This window comes from Novosphingobium sp. (assembly GCF_036733805.1).
In the GTDB taxonomy this organism is placed as follows: domain Bacteria; phylum Pseudomonadota; class Alphaproteobacteria; order Sphingomonadales; family Sphingomonadaceae; genus Novosphingobium.
Genome location: NZ_DAIMZT010000008.1, coordinates 52,868 through 64,237, shown reverse-complemented (window position 1 = coordinate 64,237; position 11,370 = coordinate 52,868). Strand labels below are relative to the sequence as shown.

Sequence of the window (11,370 nt, the reverse complement as noted above, 5' to 3'; positions counted from 1 at the left end):
CATGGCGCCGGGCTATGCCGGTTCGGCGAGTCCGGCGCAAGCGGCTGCCGCGATCCTCAATCAACTTTGCAGGTGTTGATCCCCAGCAGGTTGTAGAGCGGATGACGTCGATTGCGCCGATGTGGTGGATCTAACGTCGCACCATGCGGTTGAAGTGCTAGGCTCAGGACCCATTGATTTGAGGTTGGCAATCTGATTCAGGCTCCGCAAGGAGACTGAGCATGAGCGACCTGTACTGGCTGACGGATGAGCAGATGGCGCGGCTTGCACCGTATTTTCCCAAGAGCCACGGCAGGCCACGGGTTGATGATCGGCGGGTGCTGAGCGGGATCATTTTCGTCAATCGCAACGGGTCGCGCTGGTGCGATGCGCCGAAGGACTATGGCCCGCATAAGACGCTCTACAATCGATGGAAGCGATGGGGCGAGATGGGCGTCTTCCTGCGCATGATGGAAGGGCTGGCCGCCCAGGATGCCGATCCGAAGACGGTCATGATCGACGCAACCTACTTGAAGGCGCACCGCACGGCATCGAGTCTGCGGGTAAAAAAGGGGATCTCGGGCGGTTGATCGGCTGCACCAAGGGGGGCATGAACACCAAGCTTCACGCCGTCACCGATGCAAACGGTCGTCCGCTCAGCTTCTTCATGACCGCAGGCCAGATCAGCGATTATACCGGCGCTGCCGCGCTACTCGACGATCTTCCCAAGGCGCAATGGCTGCTGGGCGACCGTGGCTATGACGCCGACTGGTTCAGGGATGCCCTTCAACAAAAGGGAATCAAGCCTTGCATTCCTGGGCGGAAATCCCGTCTCGATCCCATCAAATACGACAAGCGTCGCTACAAGCGCCGCAACCGCATCGAGATCATGTTCGGCCGCCTCAAGGACTGGCGCCGCGTTGCCACACGCTACGATCGATGCCCCACGGTGTTCTTCTCCGCCATCGCGCTCGCCGCCACCGTCATCTTCTGGCTCTAATCAACGAGTCCTGAGCCTAAGAATACGTCTCCTTCAATCGCCATCCCAAGCCCCCGATGCCCCCTCTTGCTGTGGTATGAATTAGCCATACCATCTGCTAAGGTGATCCAATCAGGAGTCACCGCCATGCCCGCAGTTGAAAAACGCACCATCAGTCTGCCCAGCGATCAGGCCGCTTTCATAGACGCCAAAGTTAGCGCAGGCGATTATGCCTCCGTCAGCGAGGTTGTCCGCGCCGGGCTTCGCGCACTGAAGGAGCGGGACGAGGCAGTTGAACACTGGCTGCGCGAGGAAGTCGCCGCCCGCTATGATGCGATGAAGACCAACCCCACGAGTGCCATCCCCGCTGAAACCGCCTTCGCCGCCATTCGTGCCCGCCACGCCGCAAGGGGCAAGGCTCGCCAGTGATCCGCCGTAAGGTTGTTCTGTCCCCCGACGCCCTGACAGACCTGTCCAGCCTCTATGACTGGATAGCCGATCAAGCCTCGCCAGAAGTGGCGCTGGCTTATGTCGAGCGGCTGGAAAGCTATGTGATGGGCTTTGAGGTGGCATCGGAACGCGGCACCGGCCATGGCCATATCCGCCAAGGCTTGCGAACCACTGGCTTTGAGCGCCGCCTTACCGTCGCCTTCGAGGTCACAGCCGATCAGGTGACGATTCTTGGGTTCTTCTCGGGCGGTCGCGATTGGGTCGCGATTCTAGGGGATAGAGGGTAACGGGGCAGGACAAGCCCGCCTGCTCAAATGACGCAAACCGCCTGGTATCGCTTCGCAATTTAGGGGTATTCGAGTGGGGATGGAGTGGGGAGTGAATTTCCCCTAAAATTCATCTCCATTCTAACTTATTGAAAAATCAACAGAAAGAATGGTGGGCGCGACAGGGATTGAACCTGTGACCCCACCCGTGTGAAGGGTGTGCTCTACCGCTGAGCTACGCGCCCGCTACCAATGCGGAAGCGCGCCCCTAGACAACTCGGGACGAATTGACAAGCCGCGATCTGACTCTAAAGCGCGCCCACATGACCGAAGAGACCCTTTCCGGCCCGGACGTGCCGCCCGATCACCTTGCGATCAACCCCAGAAGCCCCTTCTTCGATGCGGAGAAGCTGCGGCGCGGCGTGGGCATCCGTTTCAAGGGAACGGTGCGCAAGAATGTCGAGGAATATTGCATTTCCGAAGGCTGGGTGCGTGTGCAAGCGGGCAAGACCCTGGATCGCCACGGCAATCCCTTGACGATCAAGCTGACCGGCCCGGTAGAGGCATGGTATGAGGATCTGGGCGAAGATCCGCCAGTCGCGAAGAAGGGCTAAGAACCTGTTTGGGAATGCCCATTCGGGGCATTTCTGATTCGGCACCGGCCCTCTCCCCCACCCGGCCTCCCATAGAATACTGCCGATGGGAGGCCGGGTGGGGGAGAGGGCCGGTGCCGTGAAATGCGCTTTCGGCGCATTCCCAAACGAACTCTAAAAGCCGCTCAACACCATTTGCAGCACGGGGTCGAGCAGCAGATGGGATAGGCCATGGCCGGCCAGGGCGCTGGCGAAACCGTGCCGCCAGTAAAGCCAGCCCCAGATGCAGCCGACCAGCCAGAACCGAACCATCCCGTAAGGCGGAAGGATAAACGCCAGTGCGCCGATGTTGGCGAGTTGGGCGGCGGCGATCGCGGCGATCATCCAGCCATGTCCCGCCTTGCGGCCGAATAGCGCCGGAAGCGCCGCCAGCGCTGTGAGCAGCGCCAGGCGATAGATCAGTTCCTCTCGCAGGGCGCCGATGCATGCCAGCAGGGTGCGGGGCCAAAGCGGCGCGGTGTAATGATCGAGATATTCGCGGGGCAGCGCATTCCGAAAGGCAAAGTCCGCTAGGATCATCAAGGCGCAGGCTGCAATCGCCGCCGTGGCCGTCGCGCGTACTGCTTGGGCCGGGTCGCGCGGCGTCAGATGCAGGCCCGCCGGCAACTGCCAGTCGCGGGCTTCCATCATCAATTCAGTATGTACCGGCGATGATCGCGCCGATCGGATCGTTGCGGCGAAGCTTACGTTTTGTTGCCGGCTCTGCGGGCGCCGCGATCTGCGCGAGCCTTTGACTGCCCACATCCTGCATCCTGCCGGGCCGGGCATTGTAGATGAATCCGGCGACCGGCCAGTGCGTAGTACCCAGGTTCCGGCTGGGACCGTACCAGATGCGCACTTCGCTCCAGTCATTATCGGGCGATACGTCAAGCGCGGTTACATTGCGCTCTATCTGGCCGCGATAGGACCAGTTGGCGTGGCTCAGGAGGATCGTGCGCGAATCGATGATGCCACTGACGGCGGCGACGTGGCCAAGGCGCGAGTTGTTGTGCGGCTCGATCGCCATGACGGCTCCGATCCTGGGGCTGTGGCCGCGGGCGTAATGACCTTTGGCCTGGTCCCACCAGGTATAAGCGTCACCATATATGCGGATACCCGAAAGCTGGCGCGCATAAGGCACGCATTCCAGCCCGCCCGGCGGCATCGGCGGACGGACGCCATCGATGCCGCCGTCACCGCCGGCTATGATCTGGTCAATAGCCGAGTTGGCGGCCGCCGGAGTTACCAGAGCCGCGCAGGCGGCCAGAATGAGCGCTTTTTTCGGTCCGATCATGCCTTGGCGAATAGGGCGGTAAGGTTATCGCCATCCTGCAAGGAAAGGTTAACAAGGCGGCAAGGATATTCCGATCCTTTGCCGGATGCTTGCCAAACCGATGGGAAATCCCCAAGCGGGTTGCGCCATGCTTCCTCAAGTCATCATCATCGGCCGGCCCAATGTCGGCAAATCCACGCTGTTCAACCGGCTTGTCGGCAAGAAGCTGGCATTGGTCGACGATCAGCCCGGCGTCACGCGAGACCGTCGCTTCGGCGATGCCGAGCTGCTCGGATTGAAATTCCAGATCGTCGACACCGCTGGCTGGGAGGACGACGAGGTGGAAACGCTGCCCGGCCGCATGCGCAAGCAGACCGAAGCCGCGCTGGAAACTGCCGATGTCGCCCTGTTCGTGATGGATGCTCGGGCAGGACTGACGCCGCTGGATGAGGAGATCGGCAACTGGCTGCGCGCCTCTCCGGTGCCGGTGATCCTGGTAGCCAACAAGGCCGAAGGACGCGCGGGCGAGGGGGGATTGTTGGAAGCTTATTCGCTGGGTATGGGTGACCCGGTGGCGATCTCGGCCGAACATGGTGAAGGCATGGGCGATCTGTTCGAAGCGCTGCTGCCGCATCTGGACCCGTTGCAACCCGAAGAGGAAGAAGAGGGTGAGCACGATGGGGAGTTCGATCCGACGTCGGTTCTGAAGCTGGCCATCGTCGGTCGCCCGAATGCCGGCAAGTCGACGCTCATAAACAAGCTGCTGGGCGAGGACCGGCTGCTGACCGGGCCGGAAGCGGGAATCACTCGCGATTCGATCGCGATCGACTGGGACTGGACCGACCCTAGCACCGGAGAGGCGCGTCCGGTCCGGCTTATCGACACCGCCGGCATGCGCAAGAAGGCGCAGGTTACCGAGAAACTGGAAAAGCTCTCAGTGGCGGACGCGCGCCGCGCGATCGATTTCGCCGAGGTCGTGGTGCTGCTGCTCGACGCCACGCGCGGGCTGGAACATCAGGACTTGAAGATCGCCTCTATGGTGCTGGAGGAAGGCCGCGCCCTGATGATCGCCATCAACAAGTGGGACGTGGCCGAGGACGCGAGCAAGCTGTTCAACGGCATCCGCACCGCGCTGGATGACGGATTGGCGCAAGTGCGGGGGGTGCCGCTGCTGGCGGTATCTGCGCGTACCGGCAAGGGGCTGGACGAACTGCTCGCCGCCGCCTTTGCGATCCGCGAGGCATGGAGCAAGCGCGTGCCGACTTCTGCGCTCAACCGCTGGTTCGATGACGCGCTTGGCGCCAATCCGCCGCCGGCGCCGGGCGGCAAGCGTATCAAGCTGCGCTATATCACGCAGGCGAAGACCCGTCCGCCGGGCTTCGTGCTGTTCGGCACGCGCCTGGACCTGCTGCCCGAAAGTTACAAGCGCTATCTGGTCAACGGCATGCGTCGCGAATTGGGCTTCGACGCGGTGCCGATCCGGCTGACGTTGCGTTCGCCCAAAAACCCGTTCAAGCGGGATTGAACGGTCTCCCCGATCGGTCCTGCGTGAGGTTCAGTTCTGCGATGTGGCGATGAAAACCGCAAGTTGCGCATCGAAAGCGCGCTTGAAAGCCGGGCGAGCTTCGCCGCGCGCCACATAGGCGGAAAGGTTGGCGTATTCATTGAGCAGGCCAGAGGCGCTCAATTTACGCAGTACGTCCACCATTAACAGATCGCCGGCGGTGAAATCGTCGTCGAGCCAATCGTCATCACCCAGACGAGCGGACAGTTGATGAAGCCTTGCCCGAATGCGTTCCTCGACAAGGGGCAGGCGCTGCTCATGCCATGGCTTGTCGCTCTCCAGGAGCACGGCCATTTGACGATCGACGATCGGCGGCTCCATCGTATTGAGCGCCGCGAACATCCAGCCGATCGCGCGGGCCCGCGCATTCGGTTCGGCCGGCAGCAGCCCCGCGTGGCGCTCCGCGATGTGAAGCACGATAGCCCCCGATTCGAACAACGCGAGTTCGCCTTCTTCATAAGTGGGGATTTGCCCGAAGGGATGAAGCGCCCGATGTGCCGGTTCCTTCATTTCGCTGAACGAAAGAAGCCGCACGTCATAGGATTGGCCGACTTCCTCCAGAGCCCAACGCGCGCGCATGTCGCGTGCCAGTCCTCTGCCGCGATCGGGCGATTGTGCAATGGCGGTGATCGTGGGTGTCATCGGAGGGCTCCAGGTTTGAAGATTATCCGCAAATTCCGTTCGCCCACAAGTGAGGCAAGGTGCGGGGCACTTCCGTTAGTCCTTATAACCGCCGCGCCGCCGCTTCATCAGTCGCCTCTTCCATCACCGCCCATTTCCGGTCTCGCTGTTCGGTCCAGACGGCGATGAACAGGGCGGCGATTACCGGGCCGACGATGAAGCCGTTGAGGCCGAACAGTTCCAGCCCTGAAAGCGTCGCGATCAGGACCACAAAATCGGGCATACGCGTGTCGCGGCCGACAAGGATGGGGCGCAGCACGTTGTCGACTATGCCGATGATGAACAATCCGCAGAAGATAACGACCGCGCCTTTGACCGTATTTCCGGTGACGAAGAGATAGATCGCGACCGGCACCCACACGATGCCGGTGCCGACCGCAGGCAGGAGGGAGAAAAAGCCCATCAACACGCCCCAGATCAGCGCGCCTTCTATGCTAAGGGCGGAAAACAGGATGCCGCCGAGCACGCCCTGCGCGACTGCGACCACCACCGTGCCGCGCATCGTCGCGCGCACCACCAGCAGAAAATGCTCGATAAGGGAATCGCGTGTTTCGGGACGAAGCGGCAGCGTGGCCCGCACCAAATCGCCATAGCGCTGCCCATCGCGCAGAAGAAAGTAGCTGAGGTAAAGCATGACGCCCAGCGCCGCCACGAAGCTGAGCGCGCCCTGGCCGACGGAAAGCAACCGCCCGGCAATATTCTGTAATCCGCTGCTGATGCTTGATCCGAACTGCGCGCGCACCCGCTCGAAGTCCGTCAGGCCATATTGCGCGACAAAGCGCCGCACCCCGCGAGGAAGAGCGGCTTCCAGTTCATGAATCATCCTGGGGATGTCGATCTGGCCGCTGATGATCTGCCCGTAGAGGCTCGTCGCCTCATTGACGAGCGCGATGCCGAGCAGAATTGTCGGCACTACGAAGACCGCCACGAGCCCGAGCAGGACCAGTGAGGTGGCCAGGTTGACGCGACCCCCCAGCCTGCGGGATAGCCGCGCAGTCAGTGGCTGGAACATGATCGCCGCGACAACGCCCCACAGCACGGCTCCGAAATAGGGGGCCAGCAGGTAAGCAAAGGCGAGGGTGATGAGAATGACGAGGGCGACAAAGCCGCCGTCCTCGACATTGAATGTGCGCTTACGCGGAGAGGCCATGCGCGTTCCTTAGCATGAATTGGGTTCTTGCAATGCTCCCTTCCTCCCCATTCTCAGCGCGTCGCGGCGAGTTCCATGGCTAGCAAGGAAACAAGTTTGGCAGCGGGCATGGGACGGGACAGGGGTGCCCCTTGACCTGCCCATTGCGCGCCGAAGCCGCCTTCGCCTTTCGCCCTGGCTGCGGCATTAAGCGCCTTTCCGACGTGATAAGCGCGCGGATAAGGGGCGACGGACGGCAGCGAGGGATCGGCTGCGAAAGCGGTGAAGCGATTGGCAAGGCACCGCGCCGGACGGCCGGAAATGGCGTCGATCATGACGGTATGCCGGGCTGCTTCGCTGGCCAGGGCCGTGCGATAGGCAGCGTCCGCATTGGTTTCCGGACAAGCCACGAAGGCCGTGCCGAGCTGCGCTCCCACGGCCCCAAGGTCGAGCACGGCGCGAATGCCCCTGCCGTCCATGATGCCGCCTGCCGCGAAGACCGGCAGCCCTGACCGCGCGGCCAGCAGCTGCGTCAGGGCTAGAGTGCCAAGCTTGTCGTCCGGTTTCCCGGTGTCGAATACGCCGCGGTGCCCGCCCGCTTCCCAGCCCTGGGCCACCAAGGCATCGATCCCGGCCTTGCGCGCCGCCTCAGCCTCCACCAGCGATGTCGCCGTTGAAAGCAGCAGGCACCCGGCCGCCTTCAACGCGGCGATTGCGTCAACCTCAGGCAGGCCGAAGTGGAAGCTGACGACGGGCGGCGCAAACTCTACCAAAAGGGCAAGCATCGCGGGGTTGCCGATCAGGGTGGGATAAATCGTTTCGAGGGCGGCCGGCGGGCTAGCTCCGAACTCGGCGAAGATCGGCGCCAGAGCCTTCAGCCAGGCAGCTTCGCGTGGCGGATCGGGTTGGCTCGGTGCGTGAACGAAGAGGTTGACGTTGAACGGCCGATCCGTGGCTGACCGGAGTTGCGCGATGTCCCGCGCAGCGTCTTCGGGCGAAAGCGTGCCCACGGCGATCGAACCAAGCCCGCCGGCGTTGCTGACCGCGGCGGCGAGAGCGGGGGTGGAAGTGCCCGCCATCGGCGCTTGGATCAGGGGAACGGAAAGCCCGAGGCGCGCGATCGGATCCATCGGTTGCCGCCCCTCAATCTTCCGCAGGCTTGCTCTGCAGCTGACAGTAATTCTGAATGCCCATACGCTCGATCATGTCGAATTGCTTTTCAAGGAAGTCGATGTGCTCTTCCTCGCTCTCCAGGATACGCTCGAAAATCTCGCGGCTGATGTAGTCCCGCACCGCCTCGCAATGTGCGATGGCCTCCTTCAGCAGGGGAACCGCGTCATGCTCTAGCGCGAGGTCGGCCTTGAGGATTTCCTCGACGTTTTCGCCGACGCGCAGTTTGCCCAGCGCCTGAAAATTGGGAAGCCCATCAAGAAACAGGATGCGGTCCGCGAGCGTATCCGCATGCTTCATTTCGTCGATCGATTCGTGGCGTTCGTACTCGGCCAGTTTCTTGATGCCCCAGTTGTCCAGCATGCGGTAATGCAGCCAGTACTGGTTGATCGCGGTCAGCTCATTGAGCAGCGCCTTGTTGAGAAAATCGATGACCTGCTGGTCGCCTTGCATCGTACGCCACTCCTGTTTCTCGGGCGGCGGACTATGCGTCGGGCGCGCGATCAATACAAGTCAGGCGGCAGCGCGAAGGTTCCCGGTTTCGGTCTCTTCGACGATGATTTCTTCCGCTTCGTCAAGGCATTGACGGCACTGTGGCGCGCGGCCCAACGCGGCATAGACCGTTTCGGCGTCGCCGGGGCAGCGGCGCGCGGCGGAGCGCAGGTCCGTTTCGCGGATAGCATTGCAGATGCAGACGTACATGGGCGAATCCTCTTGCCGCTCAATATAACTATTTGCGAACTGATCGCAATAGCTTTTGCGAATGATTATCAGAGGTGGTTCGCCAATACTTTGCGCTCGATCAAGGAGCGCCACAGCCACTCCAAGGGGCCGCGCCGGAAATGGCGCAGCCACGGCTCGCTCCAGCCCAGCATCAAGGCCCAGCCGCCGATCACAAAAAACCATTGCCGGGCAGGGCCGACCGTGCCGAAAAGGCCGAGACCCCAGCCATAGAAGATGAAGGTCATCACAAGGCTGGTGAGAATGTAATTGCTGAATGCCGTGCGTCCCGCGGCGATCAGGCGACGTCCCAGCCAGGTCGAGGCCAGGCGAGGCGTTGCAAGCGTAAGCAGCATGACACAGCCGCAGCCACACAATTGGTGGGGCATGGCCAGGCCCCAGACCAGCGCCGCGTGCATGGCGATCGGCGGAAAATGACGCGGCCAGGCCCAGGCGAGAAACATTGCCGTCAACGCGAAGCCGGTAATTGCGCAAGTTAAGCCCAGCGCGGCAACGTGTTTGCGCGGGAACGCGCCCGTGAACAGACCGCGACGGTAAATCACCATGCCCACCAGCATCAGCGGCAGAGTTTCAGAGAAATTGCCAGAGACCATCTGGACCTGCCAGAATGGACGCTCTCCCAGTTTGACCAGGAGCAGTTGCACGAAGCCCAGGTGGCTTTCGCGTATTTCCTGTGCCGCCCAGCTCTGCACAGGCTCCATCCAGGCGGCCAGCACATGGGCTTGCGCTGCCGTTGCCATGCCGTGACGCATGGCCGTTTCCGCGCCGATCGCGGCGGCGGAATCGAACAGGCCCCATAAGTGCCAGGCGTAATAAAGGGCCAGTGCGATGCCCAGCAGCGTCCGATCGCTTAATGGGCGCAACATCAGCGCCGCCAGTCCGCACGCGGCGTAAAGGAACAGGATGTCGCCCCACCACAACAGCAGATAATGCAGCGCCCCCAGCGCCATCAGCCAGAAGAGGCGTCTTACCTGCAGCACATCGCCGTTGCGCCCCGCGGCCTCGGCGCGTTCCCAGAACAGCACCAGCCCTGCTCCGAACAAGAGCGAGAATAGCGCCCGCATCTTGCCTTCGAAGAGGAAGAAGGAAAGCGCGAAGGCAGCTTCGTCGGCCGGGCTCACCGGGTGAGGAAGGTTGGGCGATGTGGTGGAGGCCATCGGACCGGCGAAAGCGGCAATATTGATCGCCAGGATGCCGAGGATGGCTACGCCCCGGATCAGGTCGAGTGCAGCCAGTCGTTCCTGCGCTGCGGCGACTTCTTCCGCCTCCAACGCCTCATCGGGCGAAAGGGCGTGAGCGAACGACAGGCGCCGTCAGTCCCGCACCGGCATGCAAGTGAAGCCCCCGGCGGAAAGCCTCGCGCATGCAGCTTCAGCGGCCTCTTTCGTCGTGAAGCCGGCGGCCTTCAGCTTGGTGAGCTTACCCGCCGGAGTGAGCACTTTGCCATGTCCCGCCAGCTCGGGCCGCCCTTTCACCTTCGACCATAGAGCCTCGGCGTTGCCGGCCACACCGAAAGCGCCCAATTGCACGCTCCACGCACCTGACGTTGCCACGATGGTGGGTGACTTTGCAGGAACGGGGGCCGGCTTTGCCGGCGCCATGTTGGTCGGCGCTGTCTTGGCAGAGGCGATCGGTGCGGGTCGTGATGCTGCAGGCGTGGGCCGCGCATAATCGGCGCCTGCGTTGGCGGGGCCGCGATCCCCGGCTGGACGTGGTGCTTCGGCAACGGCGTACTCATCGGAGACGATCTTCGCGGAGTTGCTTGTGATGCCCGGCTGTGCCGATCCCAGTTCGGCAGCAGCGCTTTCGCGTGTGCGGGCAGCCTGGGCTTCGGCCGCGATCTGGCTTGAAAGCGCCACGCTTTTCTGGCGGTCGGCCAGCGGAATATGCTGATCCATCTGCGCCAGAGCATGAGCAGCCTGCGGCAATCCCGCCTGACCGGCCAGGCTGACCAGCGCATAGCCGCGCACCCAGTCCTTGGCGACCAGATCGCCATTGAAATAGGCAACGCCGAGAATGTATTGCGCGCGTGGATCTCCGCGTGACGCGGCGGCCTGCACATAAGGCATGGCTTTCTGCCGTTCCCCTTCCTGGAACAGCAGCAGGCCGTAATTGTCCGCCGCCTGGATATGCCCTTGCGCCGCCGCTTTGCGGAACAGTTCTTCGGCCTTCGCGAGGTCGGTCCGCACGCCGCGACCGAGGCGATAGGCTTGCGCGAGATTGAACTGTGCGTCCGGGTCGCCGCGTTCCGCAAGCGGCGTCCATTCCTTCACCGCCGCATTATAATCGCCGACAGACCAGGCATCGACTCCCGTTTTCACGTCGGCGTAAGCCTGGCAGGTCGGAAACAGGCAAGCGGCGGCAATGAGCCCACCCAGGCCGAACACCGGCAGAAATTTTTTCATCTGGATGCCTCCCCCGATTCTGCCTGCCTTTGACGATATGGTAAGCGAAAACTGCTGGTCCGCGCCAGCGGGAACTCATCCGGGTAAAGCGGCCGAACGCC

At 62.5% G+C, this 11,370-nt stretch carries 14 protein-coding genes and 1 tRNA gene; 5 read left to right on the top strand and 10 right to left on the bottom strand.

Annotation, left to right across the window (positions count from 1 at the left end; translation table 11 throughout):
• The first annotated feature begins 221 nt into the window (after positions 1–221).
• The 3 genes from V7D69_RS03965 (at position 222) to V7D69_RS03955 (ending at position 1,695) form a co-directional block, all read left to right on the top strand.
• Positions 222–979, top strand: a protein-coding gene (locus tag V7D69_RS03965) for an IS5 family transposase (RefSeq protein WP_324063510.1) whose coding sequence is annotated in 2 segments (ribosomal slippage) — positions 222–555 and positions 555–979 — 759 coding nt in all. Because the reading frame shifts where the segments join, the coding sequence is not laid out codon by codon here.
• A gap of 126 nt (positions 980–1,105) precedes the next feature.
• Entirely contained in the window at positions 1,106–1,387 is a 282-nt protein-coding gene (locus V7D69_RS03960) for a type II toxin-antitoxin system ParD family antitoxin (protein ID WP_333605108.1), read from the top strand.
• Complete coding sequence (locus tag V7D69_RS03955) at positions 1,384–1,695, top strand: type II toxin-antitoxin system RelE/ParE family toxin (protein ID WP_324063506.1); 312 nt, start codon at positions 1,384–1,386, stop codon at positions 1,693–1,695. Before V7D69_RS03960 ends, V7D69_RS03955 begins: the two co-directional genes overlap by 4 nt.
• A gap of 149 nt (positions 1,696–1,844) precedes the next feature.
• Here the strand turns inward: V7D69_RS03955 and V7D69_RS03950 are convergent.
• Positions 1,845–1,919: transfer RNA gene (locus tag V7D69_RS03950), tRNA-Val, on the bottom strand.
• A gap of 78 nt (positions 1,920–1,997) precedes the next feature.
• Here V7D69_RS03950 and V7D69_RS03945 point away from each other — a divergent pair.
• The gene (locus V7D69_RS03945) at positions 1,998–2,288 is read left to right on the top strand and encodes a DUF3297 family protein (protein ID WP_333605107.1); all 291 of its coding nucleotides are present in this window, start codon (positions 1,998–2,000) and stop codon (positions 2,286–2,288) included.
• A 153-nt stretch (positions 2,289–2,441) separates the two neighbouring features.
• Here the strand turns inward: V7D69_RS03945 and V7D69_RS03940 are convergent, their stop codons facing one another.
• Both V7D69_RS03940 and V7D69_RS03935 read right to left on the bottom strand, forming a co-directional pair.
• Entirely contained in the window at positions 2,442–2,957 is a 516-nt protein-coding gene (locus V7D69_RS03940) for a CPBP family glutamic-type intramembrane protease (RefSeq protein WP_333605106.1), read from the bottom strand.
• Between the two features lie 4 nt (positions 2,958–2,961).
• Positions 2,962–3,600, bottom strand: a complete 639-nt coding sequence (locus V7D69_RS03935) for a CHAP domain-containing protein (protein WP_324064531.1) — start codon at positions 3,598–3,600, stop codon at positions 2,962–2,964.
• Positions 3,601–3,727: 127 nt separating this feature from the next.
• Between V7D69_RS03935 and der the strand changes: the two genes are divergently transcribed.
• Complete coding sequence (der, locus tag V7D69_RS03930) at positions 3,728–5,104, top strand: ribosome biogenesis GTPase Der (RefSeq protein ID WP_333605105.1); 1,377 nt, start codon at positions 3,728–3,730, stop codon at positions 5,102–5,104.
• Between the two features lie 30 nt (positions 5,105–5,134).
• On the opposite strand, the gene V7D69_RS03925 is transcribed toward der, so the two are convergent.
• From V7D69_RS03925 to V7D69_RS03895, 7 genes are all read right to left on the bottom strand, one after another.
• Positions 5,135–5,785 carry a glutathione S-transferase family protein gene (locus V7D69_RS03925; protein WP_324064533.1) on the bottom strand — a complete coding sequence of 217 codons (651 nt, stop codon included), beginning with the start codon at positions 5,783–5,785 and terminating at the stop codon, positions 5,135–5,137.
• Positions 5,786–5,867: 82 nt separating this feature from the next.
• The gene (locus tag V7D69_RS03920; RefSeq protein ID WP_324064534.1) at positions 5,868–6,974 is read right to left on the bottom strand and encodes an AI-2E family transporter; all 1,107 of its coding nucleotides are present in this window, start codon (positions 6,972–6,974) and stop codon (positions 5,868–5,870) included.
• A 53-nt stretch (positions 6,975–7,027) separates the two neighbouring features.
• Entirely contained in the window at positions 7,028–8,083 is a 1,056-nt protein-coding gene (locus tag V7D69_RS03915; protein WP_324064535.1) for an NAD(P)H-dependent flavin oxidoreductase, read from the bottom strand.
• Positions 8,084–8,096: 13 nt separating this feature from the next.
• Positions 8,097–8,576, bottom strand: a complete 480-nt coding sequence (gene bfr, locus V7D69_RS03910) for a bacterioferritin (protein WP_324064536.1) — start codon at positions 8,574–8,576, stop codon at positions 8,097–8,099.
• A gap of 60 nt (positions 8,577–8,636) precedes the next feature.
• Positions 8,637–8,825 (bottom strand): (2Fe-2S)-binding protein, encoded by a 189-nt coding sequence (locus tag V7D69_RS03905; protein ID WP_324064537.1) that lies wholly within the window; start codon positions 8,823–8,825, stop codon positions 8,637–8,639.
• A 68-nt stretch (positions 8,826–8,893) separates the two neighbouring features.
• Complete coding sequence (locus V7D69_RS03900; RefSeq protein WP_324064538.1) at positions 8,894–10,135, bottom strand: DUF418 domain-containing protein; 1,242 nt, start codon at positions 10,133–10,135, stop codon at positions 8,894–8,896.
• Positions 10,136–10,177: 42 nt separating this feature from the next.
• Positions 10,178–11,269 carry an SPOR domain-containing protein gene (locus tag V7D69_RS03895; protein WP_333605104.1) on the bottom strand — a complete coding sequence of 364 codons (1,092 nt, stop codon included), beginning with the start codon at positions 11,267–11,269 and terminating at the stop codon, positions 10,178–10,180.
• Between the last annotated feature and the right edge of the window lie 101 nt (positions 11,270–11,370).

What these genes read in the sequence shown, in the direction of transcription:
- V7D69_RS03960 (WP_333605108.1), top strand. Translation starts at nt 1,106, where the DNA reads ATGCCCGCAGTTGAAAAACGCACCATCAGTCTGCCCAGCGATCAGGCC.
- V7D69_RS03945 (WP_333605107.1), top strand. Translation starts at nt 1,998, where the DNA reads ATGACCGAAGAGACCCTTTCCGGCCCGGACGTGCCGCCCGATCACCTT.
- V7D69_RS03940 (WP_333605106.1), bottom strand. Translation starts at nt 2,957, where the DNA reads ATGATGGAAGCCCGCGACTGGCAGTTGCCGGCGGGCCTGCATCTGACG.
- V7D69_RS03935 (WP_324064531.1), bottom strand. Translation starts at nt 3,600, where the DNA reads ATGATCGGACCGAAAAAAGCGCTCATTCTGGCCGCCTGCGCGGCTCTG.
- der (WP_333605105.1), top strand. Translation starts at nt 3,728, where the DNA reads ATGCTTCCTCAAGTCATCATCATCGGCCGGCCCAATGTCGGCAAATCC.
- V7D69_RS03925 (WP_324064533.1), bottom strand. Translation starts at nt 5,785, where the DNA reads ATGACACCCACGATCACCGCCATTGCACAATCGCCCGATCGCGGCAGA.
- V7D69_RS03920 (WP_324064534.1), bottom strand. Translation starts at nt 6,974, where the DNA reads ATGGCCTCTCCGCGTAAGCGCACATTCAATGTCGAGGACGGCGGCTTT.
- V7D69_RS03915 (WP_324064535.1), bottom strand. Translation starts at nt 8,083, where the DNA reads ATGGATCCGATCGCGCGCCTCGGGCTTTCCGTTCCCCTGATCCAAGCG.
- bfr (WP_324064536.1), bottom strand. Translation starts at nt 8,576, where the DNA reads ATGCAAGGCGACCAGCAGGTCATCGATTTTCTCAACAAGGCGCTGCTC.
- V7D69_RS03905 (WP_324064537.1), bottom strand. Translation starts at nt 8,825, where the DNA reads ATGTACGTCTGCATCTGCAATGCTATCCGCGAAACGGACCTGCGCTCC.
- V7D69_RS03895 (WP_333605104.1), bottom strand. Translation starts at nt 11,269, where the DNA reads ATGAAAAAATTTCTGCCGGTGTTCGGCCTGGGTGGGCTCATTGCCGCC.